Source organism: Pseudomonas nabeulensis (assembly GCF_004682045.1).
GTDB classification, from domain to species: Bacteria; Pseudomonadota; Gammaproteobacteria; order Pseudomonadales; family Pseudomonadaceae; genus Aquipseudomonas; species Aquipseudomonas nabeulensis.
Genome location: NZ_QUZT01000008.1, coordinates 102565 through 129495 on the forward strand (window position 1 = coordinate 102565; position 26931 = coordinate 129495).

General features: G+C 60.3%; 22 protein-coding genes and 1 tRNA gene. 2 read left to right on the forward strand and 21 right to left on the reverse strand.

Features of this window, described 5'->3' with window-relative positions:
- Window positions 1-62: 62 nt before the first annotated feature.
- From purF to leuC, 14 genes are all read right to left on the reverse strand, one after another.
- Window positions 63-1568: an amidophosphoribosyltransferase gene (gene purF / locus DYL61_RS06865; protein ID WP_015884965.1), complete on the reverse strand. Its 1506-nt coding sequence runs from the start codon at window positions 1566-1568 to the stop codon at window positions 63-65.
- 41 nt (window positions 1569-1609) lie between these two features.
- Window positions 1610-2167, reverse strand: a complete 558-nt coding sequence (locus DYL61_RS06870) for a CvpA family protein (protein WP_028617112.1) — start codon at window positions 2165-2167, stop codon at window positions 1610-1612.
- Between the two features lie 257 nt (window positions 2168-2424).
- Window positions 2425-3093, reverse strand: coding sequence for an SPOR domain-containing protein (locus DYL61_RS06875; RefSeq protein WP_135307734.1), 669 nt, complete (start codon window positions 3091-3093; stop codon window positions 2425-2427).
- Window positions 3077-4384 carry a bifunctional tetrahydrofolate synthase/dihydrofolate synthase gene (folC, locus tag DYL61_RS06880; protein ID WP_135307735.1) on the reverse strand — a complete coding sequence of 436 codons (1308 nt, stop codon included), beginning with the start codon at window positions 4382-4384 and terminating at the stop codon, window positions 3077-3079. Before folC ends, DYL61_RS06875 begins: the two co-directional genes overlap by 17 nt.
- Window positions 4381-5301 (reverse strand): acetyl-CoA carboxylase, carboxyltransferase subunit beta, encoded by a 921-nt coding sequence (gene accD / locus DYL61_RS06885; RefSeq protein ID WP_135307736.1) that lies wholly within the window; start codon window positions 5299-5301, stop codon window positions 4381-4383. The genes folC and accD overlap by 4 nt, the downstream gene beginning before the upstream one ends.
- Before the next feature lie 243 nt (window positions 5302-5544).
- Window positions 5545-6165: a phosphoribosylanthranilate isomerase gene (locus DYL61_RS06890; RefSeq protein ID WP_135307737.1), complete on the reverse strand. Its 621-nt coding sequence runs from the start codon at window positions 6163-6165 to the stop codon at window positions 5545-5547.
- A 64-nt stretch (window positions 6166-6229) separates the two neighbouring features.
- A complete protein-coding gene (gene truA, locus DYL61_RS06895; protein WP_135307753.1) occupies window positions 6230-7054 on the reverse strand; it encodes a tRNA pseudouridine(38-40) synthase TruA in 825 nt (274 codons plus the stop codon).
- A 124-nt stretch (window positions 7055-7178) separates the two neighbouring features.
- Window positions 7179-9650: a FimV/HubP family polar landmark protein gene (locus DYL61_RS06900; RefSeq protein ID WP_135307738.1), complete on the reverse strand. Its 2472-nt coding sequence runs from the start codon at window positions 9648-9650 to the stop codon at window positions 7179-7181.
- Between the two features lie 162 nt (window positions 9651-9812).
- Window positions 9813-10823 (reverse strand): aspartate-semialdehyde dehydrogenase, encoded by a 1011-nt coding sequence (locus DYL61_RS06905; protein WP_135307739.1) that lies wholly within the window; start codon window positions 10821-10823, stop codon window positions 9813-9815.
- Between the two features lie 254 nt (window positions 10824-11077).
- A complete protein-coding gene (gene asd, locus DYL61_RS06910; RefSeq protein ID WP_105524869.1) occupies window positions 11078-12190 on the reverse strand; it encodes an aspartate-semialdehyde dehydrogenase in 1113 nt (370 codons plus the stop codon).
- Window positions 12191-12254: 64 nt separating this feature from the next.
- Window positions 12255-13337 carry a 3-isopropylmalate dehydrogenase gene (gene leuB / locus DYL61_RS06915; RefSeq protein ID WP_135307740.1) on the reverse strand — a complete coding sequence of 361 codons (1083 nt, stop codon included), beginning with the start codon at window positions 13335-13337 and terminating at the stop codon, window positions 12255-12257.
- A 53-nt stretch (window positions 13338-13390) separates the two neighbouring features.
- On the reverse strand, window positions 13391-14155 hold the full coding sequence (locus DYL61_RS06920) for a class I SAM-dependent methyltransferase (RefSeq protein WP_135307741.1): 765 nt from the start codon (window positions 14153-14155) through the stop codon (window positions 13391-13393).
- A gap of 124 nt (window positions 14156-14279) precedes the next feature.
- Window positions 14280-14921 (reverse strand): 3-isopropylmalate dehydratase small subunit, encoded by a 642-nt coding sequence (gene leuD, locus DYL61_RS06925; RefSeq protein ID WP_105699670.1) that lies wholly within the window; start codon window positions 14919-14921, stop codon window positions 14280-14282.
- A gap of 10 nt (window positions 14922-14931) precedes the next feature.
- Window positions 14932-16350: a 3-isopropylmalate dehydratase large subunit gene (gene leuC, locus DYL61_RS06930; RefSeq protein ID WP_135307742.1), complete on the reverse strand. Its 1419-nt coding sequence runs from the start codon at window positions 16348-16350 to the stop codon at window positions 14932-14934.
- A gap of 140 nt (window positions 16351-16490) precedes the next feature.
- Between leuC and DYL61_RS06935 the strand changes: the two genes are divergently transcribed.
- Window positions 16491-17381, forward strand: a complete 891-nt coding sequence (locus DYL61_RS06935) for a LysR family transcriptional regulator (protein WP_135307743.1) — start codon at window positions 16491-16493, stop codon at window positions 17379-17381.
- A 66-nt stretch (window positions 17382-17447) separates the two neighbouring features.
- Entirely contained in the window at window positions 17448-20726 is a 3279-nt protein-coding gene (locus tag DYL61_RS06940; protein ID WP_135307744.1) for a sensor domain-containing protein, read from the forward strand.
- Between the two features lie 3 nt (window positions 20727-20729).
- Here DYL61_RS06940 and DYL61_RS06945 read toward each other — a convergent pair whose 3' ends face one another.
- The 7 genes from DYL61_RS06945 to DYL61_RS06980 form a co-directional block, all read right to left on the reverse strand.
- Complete coding sequence (locus DYL61_RS06945) at window positions 20730-22004, reverse strand: hypothetical protein (RefSeq protein WP_135307745.1); 1275 nt, start codon at window positions 22002-22004, stop codon at window positions 20730-20732.
- 547 nt (window positions 22005-22551) lie between these two features.
- On the reverse strand, window positions 22552-23460 hold the full coding sequence (locus DYL61_RS06955) for a hypothetical protein (RefSeq protein ID WP_238704542.1): 909 nt from the start codon (window positions 23458-23460) through the stop codon (window positions 22552-22554).
- Window positions 23461-23732: 272 nt separating this feature from the next.
- Complete coding sequence (locus DYL61_RS06960; protein WP_135307747.1) at window positions 23733-24692, reverse strand: tRNA dihydrouridine synthase; 960 nt, start codon at window positions 24690-24692, stop codon at window positions 23733-23735.
- A gap of 55 nt (window positions 24693-24747) precedes the next feature.
- Window positions 24748-25182, reverse strand: coding sequence for an acyl-CoA thioesterase (locus DYL61_RS06965; RefSeq protein WP_135307748.1), 435 nt, complete (start codon window positions 25180-25182; stop codon window positions 24748-24750).
- Between the two features lie 39 nt (window positions 25183-25221).
- Complete coding sequence (locus DYL61_RS06970; protein WP_135307749.1) at window positions 25222-26055, reverse strand: alpha/beta hydrolase; 834 nt, start codon at window positions 26053-26055, stop codon at window positions 25222-25224.
- 15 nt (window positions 26056-26070) lie between these two features.
- Window positions 26071-26610 (reverse strand): TetR/AcrR family transcriptional regulator, encoded by a 540-nt coding sequence (locus DYL61_RS06975; RefSeq protein ID WP_135307750.1) that lies wholly within the window; start codon window positions 26608-26610, stop codon window positions 26071-26073.
- Between the two features lie 180 nt (window positions 26611-26790).
- Window positions 26791-26866: transfer RNA gene (locus DYL61_RS06980), tRNA-Glu, on the reverse strand.
- Window positions 26867-26931: the final 65 nt, after the last annotated feature.

Consider the following 26931-nt stretch of genomic DNA (forward strand, 5'->3'; position numbering starts at 1 on the left):
GCCACTCCTTACTCAATTCTTTATTTAAGATACAAAACCGGCCCCTCAGGGCCGGTGTTTACTCAGTTGTTGTACAGATCGATGATCGCGCTGACCGCCTGGGTCTTGATCTTCGACGAGTCGTTACGCGCCTGCTCGATCTTGTTCAGGTAGGCCTCATCGACATCACCGGTCACGTACTTGCCGTCGAACACAGCACAGTCGAACTGGTCGATCTTGATCTTGCCACCGCCGACCGCTTCGATCAGGTCTGGCAGGTCCTGGTAGATCAGCCAATCGGCGCCGATCAGGTCGGCAACGTCCTGGGTCGAGCGGTTGTGAGCGATCAACTCGTGAGCGCTCGGCATGTCGATACCGTACACGTTCGGGTAACGCACGGCAGGCGCTGCGGAACAGAAGTACACGTTCTTCGCACCGGCTTCGCGGGCCATCTGGATGATCTGCTTGCAGGTGGTGCCACGCACGATGGAGTCATCCACCAGCATGACGTTCTTGCCGCGGAACTCCAGCTCAATGGCGTTGAGCTTCTGGCGAACCGACTTCTTGCGTGCCGCCTGGCCAGGCATGATGAAGGTACGACCGATGTAGCGGTTTTTCACAAAGCCTTCGCGGAACTTGACGCCCAAGTGATTGGCCAGTTCCAGCGCAGCGGTACGGCTGGTGTCTGGAATCGGGATGACCACATCGATGTCGTGTTCAGGACGCTCGCGCAGGATCTTCTCGGCCAGCTTCTCGCCCATGCGCAGACGCGCCTTGTACACCGAAACGCCGTCGATGATCGAATCCGGACGCGCCAGGTAGACGTGCTCGAAGATGCATGGGGTGAGTTTCGGTGCCACGGCGCACTGGCGGGTATGCAGCTTGCCGTCTTCGGTGATGTACACCGCTTCACCTGGCGCGAGGTCGCGGATCAGGGTGAAACCCAGCACGTCCAGGGACACGCTTTCGGAGGCGATCATGTACTCGACGCCTTCGTCGGTGTGACGCTGGCCGAACACGATTGGACGAATGCCGTGCGGGTCACGGAAACCAACGATACCGTAGCCGGTCACCATCGCCACAACCGCATAACCACCGACGCAACGGTTGTGCACGTCAGTGACGGCCGCGAACACGTCTTCTTCGGTCGGCTGCAGCTTGCCGCGCTGGGCCAGTTCGTGGGCGAACACGTTGAGCAGCACTTCCGAGTCGGAGCTGGTGTTGACGTGGCGCAGGTCAGATTCGTAAATCTCCTTCGCCAGCTGTTCAACGTTGGTCAGGTTGCCGTTATGCGCCAGGGTGATGCCGTAAGGCGAGTTGACGTAAAACGGTTGAGCTTCAGCCGAGGTCGAGCTACCGGCAGTCGGGTAACGCACATGGCCAATGCCCATGTGCCCGACGAGGCGCTGCATGTGACGCTGATGGAACACGTCACGTACCAGGCCATTGTCCTTGCGCAGGAATAACCGGCCGTCGTGGCTGGTCACAATACCGGCAGCGTCCTGGCCGCGGTGCTGGAGGACGGTTAGCGCGTCATACAGCGCCTGATTGACGTTCGACTTACCGACGATACCGACGATGCCACACATGCGACGCAACCCCTACTTAATGAATCTTGACTGAACACAGCTTACTGCGGCGTTTTGGCCGGTAAGAGGTGTTCCTTGAACGGAATATCAGCGGGTACGCTGATTCCGCTGGCCAGCCACTGACTGCTCCACCCCAGGATGAGGTTTTTGGACCAATCTGCAACCAATAGAAATTTTGGCACGAGCACAGACTCCTGCCACCACGAATCCTGCTGTACTGGCCCCAGGCTCAACAGCCCGACCGCCACAACCACCAGCAACGCACCACGCGCGGCGCCGAAGGCCATGCCGAGAAATCGATCGGTCCCGGAGAGGCCGGTGACACGTATCAACTCGCCAATAAGATAATTGACCATTGCCCCCACCAGCAGCGTGGCGATGAACATGATGGCGCAGCCCGCGATGACGCGAGCCGAAGGTGTCTCGATGTATCCGGCCAGGTAGACCGACAGTGAACCACCGAACATCCAGGCTACGACTCCTGCAATGATCCAAGTCAGCAACGACAGAGCTTCTTTTACGAAGCCGCGGCTTAGACTGATCAAAGCGGAGATGGCGACGATTGCAACAATCGCCCAATCAACCCAGGTAAATGGCACGTTTGAGCCTACGGACAGATAAGGCGGCGCATTTTAGCAGAGCGCTGGGCTATCGGTAAGCTGTGATTGTCGATGCCTTGCAAATCAGTAGTTTGTGGCGAGCAAATCCGATTTCAACCCCACCACAAAACCAATGTGGGAGGGGGCTTGCCCCCGATAGCTGTGGACCAGTCAACAGATCTGTTGCTGACCCACCTCAATCGGGGGCAAGCCCCCTCCCACATTTGACTGCATTTCAAGCTCGAATCTATACGAACTTAGCCGCGCTCAGGCTGGAAGCGAGTAACGAAGCCCTTGAGGTTCTGCTGACGATCCAGCAAGTCCCGCAGGCGATCCGCCTCGGCACGCTCGATCAGCGGCCCGATAAACACCCGATTTTTACCGTCGGCGCTGCGGATATAAGCGTTATAGCCCTGGCTACGCAGCTTTTTCTGCAACGCGTCCGCGCCTTCACGATTGCCCAGGCTGGCCACTTGAATGGACCAACTGATCGGCAAGCCATTCGGGTCAATACGGCTCTGCCCCACGTCCGGCTTACCCGGCGCCGCAGGCTGCGGTGCTACTGGCTTTGGCGCTGGCGCAGGCGCAGGCGCAGGCGCAGCAGGCTTGGCCGCTGCAACCGGCGCAGCAGGCTTGACTACCGGCACACTCGGTTGCACCGGCATCGACGGCGCTGGTTGAGCCGCCACCTCTTCATCAGTCGGCACAGGCTCTTCTTCCGGCAAGGCCTGCGGCTCAGGCACTACCACCGGCTCAACCTGCACCTGCGGCACTGCCGGCGCCTGTGGCGCAGCCGGAGCCTCGACGACCACTTGACGCTCTTCGTCTTGGCGAGAAAACAACATCGGCAAAAAGATCACCGCCAGCGCCACCAACACCAGGGCGCCAACCATGCGCTGCTTGTACGCGCTATCCAGTAATGCCATGTGCAGCTTCCTCCGTGGAACGCCGGGCCAGCCACTCTAGCGCCTCGGCAACACAATAAAATGATCCGAACAACAGGATCTCGTCATCAGGCGTGGCAGCCGCGCACTGCGCCTCAAGGGCAGCGGTGACGCTTGCATACGACGCCACAGGCGCGCCAAGGTTCTGCAAGGCGACTGCCAGCTCGGCGGCCGGACGACTGCGTGGTGAATCCAGTGGGGCGACCGCCCAATCCTGGACGCTACCGAGCAACGGTGCGACCACACCCTCCAAATCCTTATCGGCCAGCAAACCGAATACCGCAAGGCGACGACCCGCCGGCGGCGTGCGCGACAGGCGCTGCGCCAGGTATTCAGCCGCATGGGGGTTGTGCCCTACATCCAGCAACAGATTCAAGCACTTGCCCTGCCACTCGAATGCACGACGATCCAAACGCCCGACCACACGGGTCGCCTGCAAGGTCGCGGCAATCTGCTCGGCATTCCACGGCAGATCCAACAGCAGATAGGCCTGCAGCGCGAGTGCGGCGTTTTCCATCGGCAGGTTCAGCAGCGGCAAATCGTGCAACTCCACGAGCTGGCCACGGGCATCGCGCCCACGCCACTGCCAGTGCTGGTCACCGACCTCAAGATTGAATTCGCGGCCACGCAGGAAAAACGGGCAATCCAGCTCACGCACCTTGTCGAGCAAGGTGTGCGGCGGATCCACATCACCACACAGCGCAGGCTTGCCCTGACGGAAGATTCCGGCCTTTTCGTAGGCAACGGATTCACGGGTATTGCCCAAGTAGTCAGCGTGGTCAACACCAATGCTGGTGACCAGCGCCAAGTCAGCATCGACTACGTTGACCGTGTCCAGACGCCCACCCAGGCCCACTTCCAGAACGACCACATCCAACTGGGCACGCTCAAACAGCCAGAACGCCGCCAGGGTGCCCATTTCGAAATAAGTCAGGGAGGTCTCGCCCCGGCCGGCATCAAGCGCGGCAAAGGCTTCGCAGAGTTGCTCATCGGTGGCTTCGACACCGTTGAGCTGCACCCGCTCGTTATAACGCAGCAGGTGCGGGGAATTGTAGACGCCGACTTTCAGCCCTTGGGCTTGCAGCAGCGCCGCGACAAAGGCACAGGTAGAGCCTTTGCCGTTGGTGCCGGTCACCGTTATGACGCGCGGCGCCGGGCGGCCCAACCCGAGGCGGGCCGCTACCTGTTGCGAGCGCTCCAGGCCCATGTCGATGGCGGACGGATGCAACTGCTCAAGGTAGGCGAGCCATTCGCCCAGGGTACGTTGGGTCATAGGTTTGCAGGCACCGGCGGCACGACGATCGGCTCGACTTTAGGCGCGACATACAGAGGGGTCGGCAGGCCCATCATTTGCGCCAACAGGTTACCCAGGCGTGGACGAAGCTCACCGCGCGGGATGATCAGGTCGATGGCACCGTGTTCCAGCAGGAACTCGCTGCGCTGGAAGCCTTCCGGCAGTTTTTCACGCACGGTCTGCTCGATCACACGCGGACCGGCAAAGCCGATCAGGGCTTTCGGCTCGCCGACGATCACGTCGCCCAGCATGGCCAGGCTGGCGGAAACGCCACCGTAGACCGGGTCGGTCAGCACGGAGATGAACGGGATGCCTTCTTCACGCAGACGCGCCAGCACCGCGGAGGTCTTGGCCATTTGCATCAGGGAGATCAAGGCTTCCTGCATGCGCGCGCCACCGGAGGCGGCGAAGCAGATCATCGGGCAACGATTTTCCAGGGCGTAGTTGGCGGCGCGTACAAAGCGCTCACCGACGATGGCACCCATCGAGCCGCCCATGAAGGAGAACTCAAAGGCCGAAACCACGACTGGCATGCCCAGCAGTTTGCCGCTGACGGAAATCAGCGCGTCTTTCTCGCCGGTCTGCTTCTGGGCACCGACCAGGCGGTCCTTGTACTTCTTGCTGTCGCGGAACTTGAGACGGTCAACCGGCTCCAGGTCTGCACCCAGCTCGTTACGGCCTTCAGCGTCAAGGAAGATGTCGATACGGGCGCGAGCGCCGATACGCATGTGGTGGTTGCACTTGGGGCAAACGTCCAGGGTCTTTTCCAGCTCCGGGCGGTACAGCACCGCGTCGCAGGAAGGGCACTTGTGCCACAGACCTTCAGGAACCGAGCTTTTCTTCACCTCGGAACGCATGATCGAAGGGATCAGTTTGTCTACTAACCAGTTGCTCATGCTTTCTTTCTCCAGTACCGGTGGCTTGAACACAGCCCCGCGTATGCCCTTGAGCTAAATTCATATGTGGCGATGACACATGCTGGACGGGGTCAGACGTTCGACCGGCCTTTTCCCGCATGAGCCCTCAGCCTTCCAGACAACCTGCCAGTGCAGGGTTGCCACTTCGTTTCCGGGCCACCACAGGCGGCGCCGGGCTGTTTTACACAGTGGTAGTTATGGACGGCGGCAGACTGCCAGCCGTCACATCCCGCGCACAGCTTGCATGAATGCGCGAATCTTGCCGTGATCCTTGATGCCCTTGCCCTGCTCCACCCCACCGCTGACATCCACGGCATACGGGCGAACCTGCTCAATCGCCGCCTCGACATTCCCGGGGTTGAGCCCTCCAGCAAGGATGATCGGCTTGCTTAAGCCCGCCGGAATCAGCGACCAATCGAACGCTTCACCGGTACCGCCGGGTACACCCTCAACATAAGTATCCAGCAGAATCCCGCGGGCACCGACATAGGCTGCACTCGCAGCAGCGATATCATCCCCCGCCTTGACCCGCAGAGCCTTGATATACGGGCGCTGATAGCTGTCACATTCATCGGGACTTTCATCCCCGTGAAACTGCAGCATGTCCAGTGGTACGGCATCCAGGGTTTCGTTAAGTTCGCAACGGCTGGCATTGACGAACAAGCCCACGGTGGTCACGAATGGCGGCAGCGCGGCGATGATCGCTCGCGCCTGCAGCACATTCACCGCCCGCGGGCTCTTGGCATAAAAAACGAAACCGATGGCATCCGCCCCCGCCTCGACGGCCGCCAGCGCGTCTTCTATGCGGGTAATCCCGCAAATCTTGCTGCGAACGGCTGACATATCGTGGAAACCCCAGGGCTTGGAACGAGAAAGTCCCGGATGGTAACAAAAGCTTTTCCGGGCGTCAGCCGCCAAGTTCGCTGAAACCTGTGAGGAAGTGTGGCCCGATGAAACGATCCGGCAGTTCGAACTCGTCGCGGTACTCCACATCCACCAGATACAAGCCGAATGGATGCGCCGTCACCCCACCCGTACGACGGATGCGGCTCTCCAGCACTTCCCTGGCCCATTCGACCGGACGCTCACCCGTGCCAATGGTCATCAGGACGCCCGCGATATTGCGCACCATATGGTGCAGGAAGGCACCCGCGCGGATATCCAGCACGATCATCTTGCCGTGACGGGTGACGCGCAAATGATGAACTTCCTTGATCGGCGACTTGGCCTGGCACTGGCCCGCGCGGAAGGCGCTGAAATCGTGCACACCCACCAGATGTTGCGCGGCTTCGGCCATGCGCTCGGCATCGAGCGGGCGGTGGTTCCAGGTGATTTCTTCGTTGAGGTGCGCCGGGCGGATCTGATCGTTATAGATCACATAGCGATAACGTCGGGCGATCGCCTTGAAGCGCGCATGAAAGTGCGCAGGCATGACCTTGGCCCAACTGACGCTGACATCATGGGGCAGATTGATATTGGCGCCCATCACCCACGCTTTCATGGAGCGCTCGGCCTGGGTGTCGAAGTGCACCACTTGGCCGCACGCATGCACACCGGCATCGGTACGTCCGGCGCACATCAGTGACACCGGAGAATCAGCGACTTTCGACAGGGCGTTTTCCAGGGTTTCCTGCACGGTCAACACGCCGGACGCCTGGCGCTGCCAGCCGCGATAGCGCGAACCTTTGTATTCCACGCCCAAGGCGATGCGGTAAAAGCCTGCGGCCGCCATTTCGGCGGCCGCGTTATCTATGTTTGCCAAGAACTGAGTGCCTGATGAGTTGCGCAAAGGCGGGCATTATAAAGGCGGCTGACGCATGACGGGCGCTTTTGTTGCAGGTTGACGCAGTCGTCCGTTAGATACGACCGAGCATTTCCTTGGCCTCGCCGCGCTGGGTTTCATCACCCTCGGTCAACACTTCGGACAAGATATCCCGCGCACCGTCCGCATCGCCCATATCGATATAGGCCTGAGCCAAATCGAGCTTGGTGGCAACCTCATCGGTCCCCGACAGAAAATCAAACTCCGACTCATCCCCACCCTGCGCCGCGTCTTCTGCGGTAAAGGATGGCTCGATGGACGGATGCTCCAGGCTCTGGGACAGGCGATCCAGCTCAGCGTTGACATCATCCAGTTCCGAGGCAAAGGCATCGGGCTTGGCAGCCGCTTCCGGCTCGTCCGCCAGGGACAGGTCAAAATCTTCCGGCAATTCGAAATCATCCAACGCGGCCGGGGCCAACGTCGGCGGCTCGACAGCCGGCACATCATTCACCGGCACTTCCAGACCCGAGAGAAAATCATCATCCGATTGCGTCGACGTCGGCGCATCCAGCTGCAGGTCCAGGTCGAAGTCCGACAGGTCATCCGGGGCCGCACTGGCTTCGGTCTGCTGTTGCAGAAGCGACTCGAACGTCTGCTGATCGTCTTTGACGTCGGCCGGTGAAACGGCTTCCAGTTCATCAAGGCTCAAATCGAAATCCGTGTCTGCGGGCTTGTCTTCCAACAGGTCCTTGACGTACTGGGCGTCCAATGCAGCAGCGGCAACCGCTGCACTCACGCCTGCCGCCAGCACGGCCATCGCCGGGAAGCGCGATTTGAGCTGCTCGACCTGGGCATGGTTGTCGCCATTGGCCACCAACTGACGCTCCTGCGTGACAAAACCGTCTTTGTCATTTTGCAGGCCGTAGACCTCCATCAACTTCAAGCGCAGGTCGCTGCGCTTGGGCTCGCGCTTGATCGCCTGTTCCAGCACATCCGCGGCCTGGTTCAGATGACCACGGTCGATATGGGACTGCGCTTGCGCCAGGGCATCGCTGGAGTTTTCCGGTGCGACAGCCACTGCCAGCGGCGCCAACACGGAAGCAACCGTCGGCACGACGACAGCGGGCTCAACGACAGGGGCAGGCGTCGGAGCGGCCGCCAGCTTGACGCTCGGCGGCGGTACTTCGAGGCCCTCGAAGCTGTCTGGCGGCAGGTCTTGGTCGATATTCGGGGTAAATACCGGCTCTTCCGCCAGCGCTCGCGCCATGCGCAGGTGCTTTTCCTCTTCACGACGGGCGTTGCGATGGCGCGCCCACAACAACAGGAGCAACAGCACCAGCAAGCCGGCCGCGCCGCCGATCACACCCAGCACAATCGGATTGGTCAGCAGATCGTTGAATTTTCCTTCGGTGGTGTCAGCCGCAGGCGCCTCGGGCTTGACCGGTTCAGCCGCCGGTGCAACGGGGGCCGGTGGGGCGGCCGAGGCCGGTGCAGGGTCGCCAGCCAACTGAGCGGGTATTGCTGCCGCTGCCGGATCACCCTTTTCAGCCTGCAAACGCGCCAACTGGTCGTTTTTCAGCTGGATCAGCTTTTGCAGCTTGTCCAACTGGCTTTGCAAATCGGCCGCACGGCTTTTCAGCTCGTCATTGTCACGGCGAGTGGTGTCCAGTTGCTCCTGGGTCATCGCCAACTTGTCGCTCAGGGCCTGGCTATCACCAACATTGCCCTTGCCGCCCTTCTTGCCAGCTTCAGCGGAGACCAGGCTCAGATTGTCCTTGGCGTTGGTGCTCGACGGCGCATTGCCAGGCTGTGTACGCCGGGTCGCGTCCAACTGCTGCTGGCCGGCAGGCTGGTTGGCAGGCGTACGACGCCCCTGACGCCAGGCAGCGTTCTGCGCAGCCACCTCGGCAATGGCCTGGGACTGGGGCAAGCTGGTCGCCTGCACGTGGTCTGGCAGGCGCAGGACCTGGCCAGTTTTGAGACGGTTGATATTCCCATCGCGGAACGCGTCAGGGTTCAACGCCTGAATGGCCAGCATCGTCTGCTGGACCGACGCGCCATGGCGATTCTTCTCGGCGATTTCCCACAACGTATCGTGAGCGGTGGTGGTGTGCAGGGCAGGCTTGCTGGCAGCGGGCGCTGCCGAGGTCGGTGCCGGCTGTTCGAACTTCGCCGGGTCGAGCAATACGCTGTAGTCGCGCATCAAACGGCCGTTGGGCCATTGCACCTGTAGTAGGAAACGTACGTAGGAATCCGGCAACGGCTTACTGGAAGTGACCTGCACCACACTGCGACCATTGGGGTTGATCACCGGGGTAAACGTCAGGTCGTTGAGAAACGCCTCGCGATCAACACCGGCATCCACGAACGCTTGGGACGAGGCCAGGCTCGGCGTGATCTCGGAAGCCGTGAGGCCACCGACATCGAGCAACTCGATTTCCACCGACAACGGCTGGTTCAACTTCGACTTGAGGGTCATTTCCCCCAGCTGCAGCGCCTGCGCCATACCGGAGGACAGCGCCGAGGCGGCCGCTATTGCTAACACCAGTTTGCGAACTTGAACCATAGCCTCATCCTTTGTTTGAACACTCCCCGGCCTGCGAGAAGGTTGGTAACCGCTGCCATATGGCATGGCGAGCCGATAGGTTACCGACGCGCTTCTATTCCTGTTTGGGGCCAAGCATAGCGCCTGGGTAGAATCAATCTACAAATTGCCGCCAAGTATCTTTTACACAAGGTCTTTTATCAACAACTGCGCCAACTGCACGGCGTTAAGCGCGGCGCCTTTGCGTACGTTATCTGACGTCAGCCACAGATTTAGTTCCGCCGGGTCATCCACACCGGCGCGGACTCGTCCTACATAGACCACGTCCTGCCCCACAGCATCGCCAACCGCAGTCGGGTAATCACCCTCTTCCACCCGCTCTATACCCGGCGCTGCATCCAAAACACGGTTCACCGCAGCAAGATCGACCGGCGCGCCCAATTGCAGCGACACAGTCAGGCTATCGCCAAAAAACACCGGGGCTTGAACGCAGGTTGCGGAAATTTTTAGCAAAGGATTTTCCAGCAGTGCACGCAGTTCGTGTACGAGCCGTTTCTCCAGGGCTGTATGACCCTGGGCATCTGGTGTACCGACTTGTGCCAGCAGATTAAAGGCAACCTGACGGTCAAAGAACTTCGGTTCCAGCGGTCGCATATTCAGCAGCTCAGCGGTCTGGCGCGCCAGCTCACTGACGGCTTCGCGACCTTGGGCCGACATTGCCAGGTTGGCGGTAACGCTGACGCGCTGGATATCCAACATTCCGCGCAACGGCGCCAGCACCACGGCCAGATTGGTCGCGGACGGGCTTGGACTGCCAACCTGGATAGGCTTTTTCAAACCGCTCAGGACATGCGCGTTAACTTCCGGGACAACCTGCGGCGCCTGATCGGCCGGTAAAGCACCCGACAGATCGATCACTGCGCAACCGGCCGCCGTCGCGCGCGGAGTGAAGCTCAGCGTCACTTCAGGCCCGGCCGCGAAAAACGCCAGCTGCACCTTTTTGAAATCGAACTCATCCACTTCCTTGACCCGCACGTTCTTGCCGCGAAACGGCACCGAGGCGCCGGCAGAGTTACTGCCTGCCAGCAGATGCAGGGTGCCCACCGGGAAGTCCAGTTCTTCGAGGATCTGCACCAGGGTTTCACCAACGGTGCCGGTGGCGCCGATCACGGCGATTTCAAAGGTCTGGGTCATGGGGGCTGCCTCGGGCATTGCGGGGGGAGCGGCACTTTACCGGGTGGCTGAGGGTGAGGCAATTAAGCCAGGTCTTGTGGTGTGGCTGATGGCCTCATCGGGGGCAAGTCGAGTCGTCGCACCGCCCCTCCCACACTTTGAATGTGTTCGCAGATCAAAATGTGGGAGGGGGCTTGCCCCCGATGAGGCCCGAAAGGCCAACAAAAAACCCGCGCCTGTCACCAGAACGCGGGTTTCTTCAATGCCTCAAGCGATCACCGCTCCAGCAAGATCCGCAGCATACGACGCAACGGCTCCGCCGCACCCCACAGCAACTGGTCACCCACGGTGAACGCACCGAGGAACTGGCTGCCCATGTTCAGCTTGCGCAAACGGCCCACCGGTACATTCAGGGTGCCGGTGACCTTGGTCGGGCTCAGCTCCTGCATGCTGATATCGCGGTTGTTCGGCACCAGCTTGACCCATGGGTTGTGCTGGCTGATCAGCCCTTCGATATCGGCAATCGGCACGTCTTTGTTCAGCTTGATGGTCAGTGCCTGGCTGTGGCAGCGCATGGCGCCGATCCGTACGCAGATACCGTCCACCGGAATCGGGCTCTTGAAGCGACCGAGGATCTTGTTGGTCTCGGCCTGGGCTTTCCACTCTTCGCGGCTCTGGCCGTTCGGCAGTTCTTTATCGATCCACGGGATCAGGCTGCCAGCCAATGGCACGCCGAAGTTTTCGGTCGGATAGGCATCGCTGCGCATGGCGTCGGCCACGCGGCGGTCGATGTCGAGGATCGCGCTGGCCGGGTCGGCCAGTTGATCGGCGACGGCCGCGTGGGTTGCGCCCATTTGCTTGATCAGCTCACGCATGTTCTGCGCGCCGGCACCGGAGGCCGCCTGATAGGTCATGGCGCTCATCCACTCCACCAGACCGGCTTCGAACAGGCCGCCCAGGCCCATCAGCATCAGGCTGACGGTGCAGTTGCCGCCGACGTAGTTCTTGGTGCCGGCATCCAGCTGCTGGTCGATGACCTTGCGGTTCACCGGGTCGAGGATGATCACCGCGTCGTCCTGCATGCGCAGGCTCGATGCGGCGTCGATCCAGTAACCCTGCCAGCCCGCTTCACGCAGCTTGGGGAAGACTTCACTGGTGTAGTCGCCGCCCTGGCAGGTCAAAATCACGTCGAGGGTTTTCAGCTCTTCAATGCTGTAGGCGTCCTTGAGCGGGGCAATATCCTTGCCCACGGACGGCCCTTGGCCACCAACGTTCGAAGTGGTGAAAAACACCGGCTCAATAAGATCGAAATCCTGCTCTTCCAGCATCCGCTGCATGAGCACGGAACCGACCATACCGCGCCAACCGATCAGACCTACACGTTTCATCGCAACTACACCTTGTTAAAAAGTGGGCCGCCTTGCAGCAACAACTGCAAGCGGGCCCGAGAGATTACAGATTCTGCAGCGCGGCGACTACTGCGTCGCCCATTTCTTGCGTACCGACCTTGGTGCAACCCTGCGACCAGATGTCGCCAGTGCGCAGGCCCTGGTCCAGCACCAGGCTCACGGCCTTCTCGATGGCGTCTGCTGCATCAGCCAGGTTGAAGCTGTAACGCAGCATCATCGATACCGACAAAATGGTCGCCAACGGGTTGGCAATGCCCTGCCCGGCGATGTCCGGCGCCGAACCGTGGCAAGGCTCGTACATGCCCTTGTTGTTGGTGTCCAGGGACGCCGACGGCAGCATGCCGATGGAACCGGTGAGCATCGAGGCCTGGTCGGACAGGATGTCGCCGAACAGGTTGTCGGTGACGATCACGTCGAACTGTTTCGGCGCACGCACCAGTTGCATGGCGGCGTTGTCGACGTACATGTGGCTCAGTTCGACGTCCGGGTAGTCCTTGGCCACTTGCTCGACGATTTCGCGCCACAGCTGGCTGGAGGCCAGTACGTTGGCTTTATCGACCGAGCAGACCTTCTTGCCACGCACGCGCGCCATGTCGAAACCAACACGGGCGATACGGCGGATTTCGCTCTCGCTGTATGGCAGGGTGTCGTAGGCCTGGCGTTCGCCATTTTCCAACTCCCGCACGCCCCGTGGCGAGCCGAAATAGATACCGCCGGTCAGCTCACGCACGATGAGGATGTCCAGGCCCGCCACCACTTCTGGCTTGAGGCTCGACGCGTCAGCCAGTTGCGGGTAGAGGATCGCCGGGCGCAGGTTGCCGAACAGGCCCAGTTGGGCACGGATTTTCAGCAAGCCGCGCTCTGGGCGGATGTCACGTTCGATCTTGTCCCATTTCGGGCCGCCCACGGCGCCCAGCAGCACCGCGTCGGCAGCGCGCGCGCGCTCCAGGGTTTCATCCGCCAGCGGTACACCATGCTTGTCGATGGCCGCGCCGCCGATCACGTCGTGGCTCAGTTCGAAGCCCAGGCTGTACTTGGTGTTGGCCACTTCCAGGACTTTGACCGCTTCGGCCATGATTTCCGGACCAATACCGTCGCCAGGGAGAATCAGAATCTGCTTGCTCATGGGTTCCTCATTTCATCAAGCGACCCGCCCGTGGGCAGGTCGGGAAAAATTGATCAGCGCTCGGCGAACACCACCAGCACGTCGGTGCTGAAGGTGCCGTCGGCTTGAATTTCGTAGTAGTCGCGCACTTCCTGGCCCATCGCCTTTTGCAGCTCAAGGATCGCCGCGCGCAACACTTCTGGCGTGCGCATGCGCTCGACCCACGAGGTGTATTCCAGGCGCAGGCGCTGGCGGCTGCTGTTACGTACGTGCAAACCGGATTCGCTGAGCTGCTGCATCCACTCGGCGGCAGAGTAATCGCGCACGTGGCTGGTGTCGCGCAGCACTTCGACGGTTTGCAGGTAAGTGTCCAACAGCGGGCTGCCCGGTGACAACACATCCACGAACGCCGCCACGCCGCCCGGCTTGAGCACGCGGCGCACTTCGCGCAGCGCTACGCCCAGATCGCTCCAGTGATGGGCCGAGTAGCGGCTGAACACGAAGTCGAACTCGCCGTCAGCGAACGGCAGGCGTTCGGCGGCGCCGTGGACGGTACGGATGTTGTCCAGGCCACGGTCTTTTGCAGCGGCCGCGACGACATCAAGCATCTGTTGAGACAGGTCGTAGGCGACCACTTCTTTAACCAATGGCGCCACGTGAAAGCTGACATGACCGGCACCGCAGCCCAAGTCCAGCAGTCGCGCACTGCCCTGCCCGGCCAGTTCGGCCTGTAGCAACGCAAATTCGGTGCCCTGGGCGTGCACGGCACTGCTCAGGTAGGCCGAGGCTTGCTCGCCGAATTGTTTTTGCACGACTTGGGTGTGGGCGGTGCTGGTCATGGTGGTTTTCCTTGGGGGTTGTGTTGTTAGCACTGGCCTCATCGGGGGCAAGCCCCCTCCCACATTTGGAATGCGTACCCCTGTGGGAGGGGGCTTGCCCCCGATGGCGGCGGTCCTGCCTACATCAATCGCGAAACAACCAAGGCTGGCTCGCCCGGTGCTTGGCCTCAAACGCTGCAATCGCGTCGCCGTCCTGCAAGGTCAGGCCGATGTCGTCCAGGCCGTTGATCAGGCAGTGCTTACGGAATGCATCCACTTCAAAGTGATACACCTTGCCGTCCGGACGGGTCACGGTTTGCGCGGCCAGGTCGACGGTCAACTGGTAGCCCTCTTCGGCTTCTACCTGCTTGAACAATTCGTCGACTTCTTCGTCGGTCAAAATGATCGGCAACAGGCCGTTTTTGAAGCTGTTGTTGAAGAAGATGTCGGCGTAGCTCGGCGCGATGATGCTGCGAAAGCCATATTCTTCCAGGGCCCATGGCGCATGTTCACGGCTGGAGCCGCAACCGAAGTTTTCCCGGGCCAGCAGTACGCTGGAACCTTGGTAACGTTCGGCGTTGAGTACGAAGTCCTTGTTCAGCGGGCGCTTGGAGTTGTCCTGGTAGGCGTAGCCCACGTCCAGGTAGCGCCACTCGTCGAACAGGTTCGGGCCGAAACCGGTGCGCTTGATCGACTTCAAGAACTGCTTGGGGATGATCTGGTCAGTGTCGACGTTGGCGCGATCCAAAGGGGCGACAAGGCCGGTGTGTTGGGTAAAAGCACGCATCGGGTATTCCTCAGATCAATTCGCGAACGTCGATGAAACGACCGTTGACGGCAGCCGCAGCAGCCATGGCCGGGCTGACCAGGTGGGTACGCCCACCGGCGCCCTGACGCCCTTCGAAGTTACGGTTGGACGTGGACGCGCAATGCTCGCCCGACTCCAAACGGTCCGGGTTCATCGCCAGGCACATGGAGCAGCCCGGCTCACGCCATTCAAAACCGGCTTCGAGGAAGATCTTGTCCAGGCCTTCGGCTTCGGCTTGCGCTTTGACCAGGCCCGAACCTGGCACCACGATGGCTTGCTTGATGGTCGACGCCACTTTGCGGCCTTTGGCGATCACCGCGGCGGCGCGCAGGTCTTCGATGCGCGAGTTGGTGCAGGAACCGATAAACACCCGATCCAACTGAATGTCGGTGATCGCCTGGTTGGCCTGCAAGCCCATGTACTTCAAGGCGCGCTCGATGGAACCGCGTTTGACCAGGTCGGCTTCTTTCGCCGGGTCCGGCACATTCTGGTCGACGGCCAACACCATTTCCGGCGAGGTGCCCCAGCTGACTTGCGGCTTGATTTCAGCCGCGTCGAGTTCAACCACAGTGTCAAACACCGCGTCGGCATCGGACACCAGGTCCTTCCACGCTTCGACAGCGGCGTCCCAGTCAGCGCCTTGCGGCGCGAATGGACGACCCTTGACGTATTCGACGGTTTTTTCGTCCGCCGCCACCATGCCCACGCGGGCACCGGCTTCGATGGACATGTTGCAGATGGTCATGCGGCCTTCGATGGACAGGTCGCGAATCGCACTACCCGCGAATTCGATGGCATGGCCGTTACCGCCGGCGGTGCCGATCTTGCCGATCACGGCGAGGACGATGTCCTTGGCGGTCACGCCAAACGGCAAGGTGCCCTCGACCGACACCAACATGTTCTTCATTTTCTTGGCGACCAGGCACTGGGTGGCGAACACATGCTCCACCTCGGAGGTGCCGATGCCGTGGGCCAAGGCGCCGAAGGCACCGTGGGTCGAGGTGTGGGAGTCACCGCAGACCACGGTCATGCCTGGCAGGGTGGCGCCCTGCTCCGGGCCGATCACGTGGACGATGCCCTGGCGCACGTCGTTCATCTTGAATTCGGTGATGCCGTATTCGTCGCAATAGTCGTCGAGGGTTTGCACCTGCAAACGCGAGACCGTGTCGACGATGGCGTCAATGCCGCCCTTACGCTCCGGGGTGGTCGGCACGTTGTGGTCCGGCGTGGCGATGATGGAGTCGACCCGCCATGGCTTGCGCCCGGCCAGACGCAGGCCTTCGAACGCTTGGGGCGAGGTCACTTCATGGATGATGTGACGGTCGATATAGATCAGCGACGAACCATCGTCGCGCCGTTTCACTTCATGGGAATCCCAAAGCTTGTCGTAAAGCGTCTTGCCGGCCATCAGTCGGTCCTCATCATCGGTGCTTCTATACGCCGGGCTTTTCAATAACCCTTTGGCTTGTGAGGCTGATGGTATGGCGCTACATTAAATAACTCAAATTCATATTTTTTATGCTTTGGATTACCAACTGGAATACAACAATGGACCTGGCCAACCTCAATGCTTTTATCGCTATCGCCGAGACCGGCAGCTTCTCCGGTGCCGGCGAACGCCTGCACCTGACCCAACCGGCCATCAGCAAGCGCATCGCCGGCCTGGAGCAACAATTGAAGGTGCGCCTGTTTGATCGCCTGGGCCGTGAAGTCGGCCTGACCGAGGCCGGGCGCGCCTTGCTGCCACGGGCTTATCAGATTCTGAACGTGCTGGACGACACGCGTCGCGCCCTCACCAACCTTACCGGCGAAGTCAGCGGGCGCCTGACCCTGGCCACCAGCCACCATATTGGCTTGCACCGCCTGCCCCCGGTGCTGCGTACGTTTACCCGGGAATACCCCAACGTCGCCCTGGATATTCAGTTTCTCGATTCGGAAGTGGCCTACGAAGAAATCCTCCACGGCCGCGCTGAAGTGGCGGTGATCACCCTGGCACCCGACCCTCATCATTTGGTGCGCGCCACCCCGGTATGGGATGACCCGTTGGATTTTGTCGTCGCACCGGAACACAGCCTGACCCTCAATGGCACCGTGACGCTGGCCGATATTGCCGGGCACCCGGCGGTTTTCCCCGGCGGGAACACCTTTACGCACCATATTGTCAGTCGACTGTTCGAAGCCCAGGGCCTTACGCCGAATATCGCGATGAGCACTAACTACCTGGAAACTATCAAGATGATGGTGTCTATCGGCCTGGCCTGGAGCGTGCTGCCGCGCACCATGCTCGATGATCAAGTGGCAAGTATCGCTTTGCCGGGCATACAGCTCAGTCGCCAGCTAGGCTATATCGTGCACACCGAAAGGACGCTGTCGAACGCTGCGCGGGCTTTCATGAGCCTATTGGATGCACAGGTCGATCTGCCAGGGATACCGGCATGAAGCTGTGCGGCCTCAAGGTCTGAATAAAACCGCGCCTTACGCCCATCGAGCCAAGGCCCTTTGCTAATGCGCAACCCCGTCGATTCCGTGCCACCGCTGCCCCGCATCTACGCCCTCGACCCCCAAGAGGCGGAACAGAGCTGGGACAGTGCCCCGCAATTGCTGGCAGCCCTCAACGCGGCACGCCTGGGTGCATGGTGCTGGGAAATCGACACGGGGCGGATCAGTTGGTCGCGGGGCACCCAGGCGTTATTCGGCTTTGATCCCCGCCAGCCCTTGCCCAAGGACCTGGACTACCTCGACCTGCTGGCCCCGGCCGACCGCGCCCGCGTGGTTCGCGCCTTTCATGCGGTGTTGGCCGGCGAGCCGTTCGACCAGGCCATGCGCCATCGCATTCAATGGCCCGACGGCACCTACCACTGGCTGGAAATCAACGGCAGCCTGGCGCCAGACAAAGCCGGCAGGCGCCGAATGATCGGCGTGATCCGCGAGATCACGCTGCAACGCGAACGGGAAAATGCCCTCGGGCACTCCGAAAAGCGCTTCGCCACGCTGTTTCACCTGTGCCCGAACATGGTGCTGCTGACCCGCCAGGCCGACGGACGAATCAGCGAAGCCAACCAGTATTTCGAGATCCACTTCGGTTGGCCCGTCGCCGACGTCATCGGCCGCACCACGCTTGACCTGGGCCTGTGGCGTCACCCCGAACAGCGCACGCAACTGGTCAAGGCCACCCAACGCAAGGGCGAGCCGATCACCATGGAGGTGCAGTTCTGCGCCAGCAACGGCCAGATCCACGACGGCACCCTCAGCGCACAAAAAGTCGAGCTGGACGGCGAGGCCTACCTGATCAGCACCTTCCTCGACACCACCGACCGCAAGAACGCCGAGCAAGCCCTCAAGGATAGCCAGGAGCGCCTCGACCTGGCCCTGGACTCCGCGCAACTGGGCACCTGGGACTGGCACATCCCCACCGGCATGCTCTATGGCTCGGCCCGCGCCGCCCAATTGCATGGCCTGCCCCCCGAGCCATTCCACGAATCCTTCGACGCGTTTTTCGAGGGCATGCCCAACGAAGAACGCGACAACATGCGCCACGCCTACCGCACCCTGCGCGAAGGCCCGGCCGGCAACTATCAACTGACGTACCGCGTGCAAATGGAGGATGGCAGTTCACGCTACCTGGAAAGCCGTGCGCGCCTGTACCGCGACGAACAAGGCGTGCCCGTGCGCATGGCCGGCACGTTGCTGGACATCACCGACCAGGTGGAACGCGAACAACGCCTCACTGCCTCCGAAGAAAAATTCGCCAGCCTGTTCCAGGCCAGCCCCGACCCAATCTGCGTCACCGACCTGGACAGCGGCGCCTTCATCGAAATCAACCCCGCCTTCACCCAGACCTTTGGCTGGACGGCCACCGAGGTGATCGGTAAAAGCGCCGAGCACATCGGCCTGTGGGATGAGTCGAGCAAGCGCTTGCAACGTATTGAACGGGTGATTCGCGAGCAAGCCCTCAGCAACGTGGCGATCGTGGCGCATCACAAAGACGGCCAGAGCCTGACCTGTGTGATCTCCAGCCGCCTGATCAAGGTGGGCGACCAGCCATGCATCGTCACCACGCTGCGCGATATCACCCAGCAGCAACGTTCGGAGGCCGCGCTCAAGGCCAGCGAGGAGAAGTTCGCCAAGGCCTTCCATTCCAGCCCCGACGCCATCTCCATCACCGAGCGCGACACTGGCCGTTATGTGGAGGTCAATGATGGTTTCTGCCGCCTGACCGGCTATCGCGCCGAAGAGGCCATTGGCCTCACGCTGTACCAGATCGGAATCTGGGCCGATGAGAACCAACGCGCTGCGCTCTTGGCCGAACTGCAGATCAAGGGACGCATTCATCACCTGGAAATGCTCTGGCACAACAAGCGCGGCGAGGTGTTGGCGGTAGAAGTGTCGGTGGAGCCGATCACCCTCAATGAAACGCCCTGCCTGCTGCTGACGGCGCGGGACGTGAGCCTGTTGAAAAATGCTCAGGCGCAGATTCGCCACTTGGCTTACCACGACCCGCTGACCAACCTGCCCAACCGTGCACTGCTGATGGACCGCCTGAGCCAGCAGATCGCCCTGCTCAAACGCCACAACCTGCGCGGCGCCCTGCTGTTCCTTGACCTCGACCACTTCAAGCACATCAATGATTCCCTCGGCCATCCGGTGGGCGACACAGTGCTGAAAATCGTCACCGCACGCCTGGAAGCCAGCGTGCGCATGGAAGACACCGTGGCGCGCCTGGGGGGCGATGAGTTCGTGGTACTGCTCAGCGGGCTGGACGGCTCGCGCTCGGAAGTCAGCGGCCAGGTGCAGGAACTGGCCGACACCCTGCGCGAACTGCTCTCGGAGCCGATGTTTTTGGATGGCCATCGATTGCAGGTCACACCGAGCATCGGCGTGGCCCTCATCCCGGATCATGGCGCCACCCCGGCAGACTTGCTCAAGCGCGCCGATATCGCTCTGTACCGCGCCAAGGATTCGGGACGCAATACCACGCAGATGTTCCACAACAGCATGCAGAAGACCGCCAGCGAGCGCCTGCGCATGGAAACCGACCTGCGCCTGGCCCTGTCGCGCGGCGAGTTCAGCGTGAACTATCAGCCGCAGGTAGACGCACGCGGCAATACCATCGTCGGTGCCGAAGCCCTGGTGCGCTGGCAGCACCCGCAACTGGGCGCACAGTCGCCCACGGAATTTATCAAGGTATTGGAAGACAGCGGCCTGATCCTGGAAGTTGGCACCTGGATTCTCGATGAAGCCTGCGCGGCCTTTGAGCAGCTCGTCGCCGATGGCCTGGTGGACCCGCTGAATTTCAGCCTGTGCGTGAACATCAGCCCCCGGCAGTTCCGCCAGAACGACTTTGTGGAACGGGTGGAGCGCAGCCTCAGGCAGCATTCGCTGCCCTACAGCCTGCTGAAACTGGAAATCACCGAAGGCATTGTGATCCAGAACCTCGAAGACACCATCAGCAAGATGCGCCGCTTGAAAAAACTCGGCGTCAGCTTTGCCATGGACGATTTTGGCACTGGCTACTCATCGCTCACCTACCTCAAGCGCCTGCCGGTGGACGCGCTGAAGATCGACCAATCCTTTGTCCGCGATGCGACCCATGACCCTAACGACGCGGAAATCATCCGCGCGATTGTCGCAATGGCCCGCAGCTTGAACCTGGAAGTGATCGCCGAAGGCGTGGAAACCCCGGAACAACTGGCGTTTCTGCAAAAGCAGGGGTGCCATTTGTTCCAAGGGTATCTGCACAGTCGGCCGGTGCCGATTGAGGGGTTCAGACGGCTTCTGGGATAGCCGTCAGACGAGCTTGAGCGCCCAGAGACCTAACCCCTTCCCAGGCGATGAACGCAGTGTCTGCTTTTCTCCGTACCAGTCGATTGCACCGTTAACCACCACTACCGAATGATTATTATCCGCCAGGGTGCCAATGGCGCCCTGCGCCAACTCGTCTATATCGCTTTGCCGGATATAGGCAATCAGTCCAAGCCGACGCAGTGCCTCGCCGGGCATCTCGCCATCGTTGAGCGTCTCCATCGCCACGTCGAAACTCTTTCGGGCGCGGAAATCGTTGTTTTCCAATTGCGCGCGTATCGCGCTCACGGCATACAAGAAGTTGGCATCCTCCACAAGCGCCGTATCATTGCCAACGAAGTTCGAAGCAATTCTGGCTTTGCCCAACTCGTCGTGGGTCAGCGTAAGCCTGAAGGAATCTCGCATGATCACCTCGAAACCGCCCTCCACTTCTGTGACCTGCCTGTAAATGTCGCGAGGGCTTTGCCCGAATCGCATCATGGCCGCCTTGATCGCCGACACGGTCACGCAATTGCCCTCCGCCCCCTGATAAAAGCCGCGCCATATGTCTTCAGGCTTATTGCTTGCAGGTGCCTTGTCTATGAGCGGGCTAGGCCGCGGCGGGCCGGCAAACATCCTGAAACCATAGTTTTTGCCTATCTGCAATGTTTGGCCATGGTCCTGCCCGACCCCATCCACCACCAACGCACTGCCTTTATTACGTACCCCCATGACCGCTACTACACCCTGGCCAACCATTTCGCTCGGCGACACATACTGGCAAAGCCCGTACACCCCCATGCCCTTCAAGCATCTGAAGGTAGTTTCACCCTCGAGGGTCGTCGCCAGGGCAGCCTCAAAACTGTCATAGCCGCCCACGCTTTGCTTTCGCTTCACAAAAACCGCCAAGGCAAAGTTGGCAGCTCTGACCACTTCCGTGTCATCGCCGTTGAACCGCGACGCCTGCGCAATTTGATGGAGCTCACCCTGGGAGATATAAACTTGGAATTCATCCTTCATCGTCACGGCATAACCGTTATCGCAAGGCACGACTTGATTAAACATATTCGCAGGCGTGGGGCCCAGCGTCGCCATCATCATCTTGATCACGGCGGCATGGGTGCTGGTGTCGAAGGTTTCACCAAAGCGCCGCTCGGCGACGCCAAAAGCGCTGACCCAACGCTTCGGATTGTCCTTTTCATCCGCGATAAGCTGCTCGACCGGGAACAGGTGTTGCGAAGGCGGTGTAAAGACAAAGGAATTCGATATTGAGGCATTCATGAGCCACTTTTCCTAAAGTTTGTACTCTGTTTTTGTGGGGGAGGCGAAACAACTGGAAGATACGGAAGTCATCCGTGCGACTGGCATGAAAACCCCGGAACAACTAACGTTTCTGCAGAAGCAGGGGTGCCATTTGTTCCAGGGGTATTTGCACAGTCGGCCGGTGCCGATTGAGGGGTTTAGGGTGCTGTTGACGGATTAAAACCAGCGCATCCAGCCAGGCAGTTGCTTAAGCCCCGATAAAATGTCGCTGAGTTTGCTTGCGAAGCTGGTCCAGTCGATAGTCTCTTCTATATAAGCGAGAACGCCACTTGGCTTGGGGGGCTCGACGGGAGGCTTGGGTTCTGGCGGAAGAATAGGTGGGCGTTGCGGTAAACAAGGCCGGTTTTTCGTGTCTTCTATCGATGGCCGATTGACTGGGCAGCAATTACCAATAGTCGTCGAGGTGCTGGTTGCGTCCAATGCAGAATAAAGGCCAGCCGAATGCGTAGAACCTATCATGGTGTAATCTTCACTTAATGGTTTATCAGAATGACTAATAGCGAACTTAGACAAGACCCGTAATCGTCTCGGGCTGATAAGGCGTACTACCGCGCTTACCCCAAAGCTCTTCCACTCCTTCAATGACTGCAACGGAATGGCCGCGCCGCTCGATTGTACCGATCATGCCATTAAGCAAATCCGATAACGGCACTGTTTTAATATGGTTCTTCAACCCCAGACGCAATAACCCTTCGCGAGAATACTCGCCATCATTCAACGTCTTTATCGCCTGGTTAAAACTTTGCGCCGCAGTGCCGTCATTGTTTTCCATCTGCGCTCTCTTGGCGCTGACCGCAAATAAGAAATGGGCGTCCCTGAGCATTTCCTGATCGTAACCTTGAAACTGTGAGCCCCGGATGCCCATTTGCAGTTCAGACTCACTGAGTTGAAGTTTGAATCCGTCCCTCATCACAACCTCATAACCTCCACTAAAAGGCTTGACCTCGGTGAATATATCCGTGGGTTTCTGGCCAAACCTCATCATCGCGGCTTTGATGGCCGAGACGGTCACACAGTTGCCGTCGGGGCCCTGCCTGAAACCGCCCCAGATATCCTTGGGTTTTTGAACCGGCCTATTAGGAATATTAGGCAAAGGCAGATCAGGCACAACCACACTGGGCCGTGGAGGAACTACAGGTGTTACGGGAGGCGACGGCTCGGGTAGATACCAACTCTTAAGCAATGCCACGCCGAAGTCGAGCATTTTAAAAAGTGCCAAGATGAACGCATGACTATCATTCGCAGCGCTCGGCAAATTATCGGCATCAACAACGTTTAGAACTCCACCTACTTGCTTGATCGGTACAACACTTGACTTAAGCGTGGTGACTGTTTGAGGGGTAACGCCATCGGCATGACTACCCGCATTCAAAACCCCAACTTGCGTATTACATTGAACACTTGCAATTAGCATCTCTTACTCCTTGACTGGTAGATTTTGAAATCAACCTTAAACATGCCCCCTGACGAATTAGGAAGTCTTGATCATGTTCAGCGCACTTAATCAGTGGCGAGTCACCCCAACAGGTTCCAACCGCACAAGTAACCACAAGCTGCCAACTGCGAAAAATCGAGAGGATTCATCCAAGGAAATGTGCGTTTTATCCGAACGCGTCCGGCCGCCGTCCCTAATCGTCAGGCACAAAAAAAGGCGCCCCATGGGCGCCCTGATGCGATCGAAAACACTCAGGCTGCAATCGGATGGGGCATGCCCAGCAGGCGGCTGACCTGTTCCAAGTCAGTCTCCCGACGCAGGGCCGTGAACAGCTCCACCGCTTGCGGGTAATTGCGCGTCAGCATGGCCAGCCATTGTTTCAATCGGCCCGGCGCCTGCTTTTCCGTCAGTTGTGCGACCGACTGTGTCCAGAAGTCCTGGAGCATGGGCTGCATCTCTGCCCAGGTCATTTCCACGACTTCGTCCCCCGCGCGCGCTGCGGCGATTTGCTTCGCCAGGTCAGGACGCGCCACCAGGCCACGGCCCAGCATGATGTCTTCGGCACCACTGACTTCACGGCAGCGCTTCCAGTCTTCGACGCTCCAGATATCACCATTGGCAAACACCGGCACCTTGACCACATCCTGCACGCGCGGAATCCACTCCCAGTGGGCGGGCGGCTTGTAGCCATCGGTCTTGGTCCGCGCATGCACCACGATATGTGCCGCGCCGCCTTCGGCCAGCGCCGTAGCGCAGACCAGTGCGCCGTCCGGGCTGTCGAAGCCCAGGCGCATTTTGGCGGTCACCGGGATATGGCCCGGAACAGCGCGGCGCACATGCTCGACGATCTGGTTGAGCAGTTCCGGTTCCTTGAGCAGCACCGCACCGCCACGGGATTTGTTCACGGTCTTGGCCGGGCAGCCGAAATTCAAGTCGATCACCTCGGAGCCCAACTCGCAGGCCAGGGCGGCGTTTTCCGCCAGGCATACCGGGTCGGAGCCGAGCAATTGCACGCGCAACGGCACGCCCGCCGCAGTGTGGGCACCGTGCAGCAGTTCCGGGGCGAGCTTGTGGAAGTAGGCAGGGGTCAGCAGGCGGTCGTTGACGCGGATAAATTCGGTCACGCACCAATCAATACCGCCCACGCGGGTCAACACGTCCCGCAGGATGTTGTCGACCAACCCCTCCATGGGCGCCAAAGCAATTTGCATGGAAAACACTCAACAAAAATCGTGGCGCAGTTTACTGGGTTTCCTACGGCAACCGTTAACCCCCCGTCAGGGCGGGGCCGTAACCGTCGAGGAATTCTGCGGGCATGCGCTTGGGCTTGCCGGTGGACAACTCGATGCAGACGAAGGTGGTTTGTGCGCGTAGCAGCGTCACGCCATCACGGGGGCGGAACAGCTGGAAGCGGCGGGTCATCTTCAAGCGCTGGTCCCAGTCGACGATCCAGGTGGCCAGTTGCAGCTCGTCGCCTTCGTAGCCAGCGGCGAGGTAATCGATCTCATGGCGCACCACCGCCATGGCGCGGTCGAGGCGGCGGTATTCAGTCAGGTCCAACCCCAGGCGCTGGGAGTGGCGCCAGGCGCAACGTTCGAGCCAGGACACATAGACCGCGTTATTGGCGTGCCCCAGGCCGTCGATATCCTCGGCGGCGACCTGCAGGTCGATGATGAACGGCGTTGCCAAATCCCAGCCCATGCGTTGCTCCCAGTCGATTAATGTCGGCGGGGCAGTGTATCAGGCGGTTTGCCGCTCCTGTAGACGGCGGCCGGCCAACAACGCCAGCACGCCGTCGATCACGCGGGGGTCGGCCAGCACTTTCTGGTGACCGCCCTGCTCCAGGCGCAGCAGGCGGCTGTCGAACCAGGCTTCGTGGATGGCCTGGGAAGCCTTGACCGGCACAAAGGTGTCGTCCTCGGCATGCACAATCAGCCCGGGTATATTCATCTGGTAATGAGCGACATCCAAATGCTTGAGCGGCATACCCATGGCAAATTCGACTTCCTGGATAAATACCGAGCGCGCTCGCGGCGGCAAGCCAACCATGTGGGTAAAACCACGCAGCACATCGAGGAAGCGTGATGGCGCAGCGATGCTCACCAACGCTTCGGTACGCAGGCCCAACTGCACCGCCAGCATCGCACTGGCGCCGCCCATGGAATGACCCACCACCGCATGCAGCGGTGGCAACTCGGCCGCGGCTTCCAGCATGGCGCGCGCAAACAACAGCACGTGGGCCTCACGCCCCGGCGAACGACCGTGGGCGGGGCCGTCCAGGGCAATCACTGAGTAACCGTTGTCGACCAACGCCGTGATCAGGCTGGCGAACTGCGTAGGGCGCCCCTCCCAACCGTGCATCAGCAACACCGCGAGCCCCTGGCCCCAACGCAGCGCCGACAAGCCGAAGCGCAAGGTGATGCGCTCCGATTGCGCCAGCAGCGGCAGCTCCCAATCACGCGGCGGCAGATCGCGCGGGGTCATGAAGGCACGGCGCATCTTGTTGGCTACCGTTTGCGGTGCCAGTCGACCCAGCGTGCCGTTGAAGCGACGGATCCAGGTCAGCGTACGCATCCTGCAAGCCCTCTGTTAGCGCACGGCCGATTTGGCGGCGCGCAGCACACGGTCAGATAACTCACCCGGCCCCAATGCACGGGCCAAGGCCAGGCCACCGATCATCAGCGCCATGTCGGCCAGGGCTTTGTCGGTGTCTTCCGGGGTGGCGGCGAGCTGGGCGGCCATCAGTTCACAGTGTTCGTTCAGTGCATGGCGAAATTCTTCCGGCAGGCGGGCCATCTCGCCAACCGTTGCCGGAATCGGGCAGGCTTGCTCAGTGGAGTCACGGTGCTTGCGCGACAGGTAGAACGCCGCCACCAGCGCCCTGCGCTCTTCGCCGGTCAATTGCGCATCCATGTCATCAATCGAGGCGCGACGCCTGGCCAGCAGCTCGGTGAATGCTTCCAGCATCAGCGCATCCTTGCTTTCAAAGTGCGCGTAGAAGCCGCCGACGGTCAGCCCCGCCGCGCCCATGACTTCGCCCACACTGGGCTCGGCCGGGCCACGCTGGATCAACGCAGCGCTGGCGGCCTGCAAAATGCGTTCGCGGGTTTGTGCTTTTTTATCGCTCATCAAAGCCTCCGTTTCTCATGGGTTGAATATTATTACCATAATAATATTTGGCAAGCGACAGGCACGACCATTGGTCAGGAGAGAAAAAGGAGAGATAAGGGAATTGGCCAAACGCCAGACAAACAAAAGGGCCATTCAATAATTGAATGACCCTTAAAAATCCCGCAGAGCGGGTAATCGTGGCGTCCCCTAGGGGACTCGAACCCCTGTTACCGCCGTGAAAGGGCGGTGTCCTAGGCCACTAGACGAAGGGGACACAAACCTTCTGTACAACTGATCAGTGCTGAGAACTGATCGATTCAAGGACGGTGTGGCCAGACC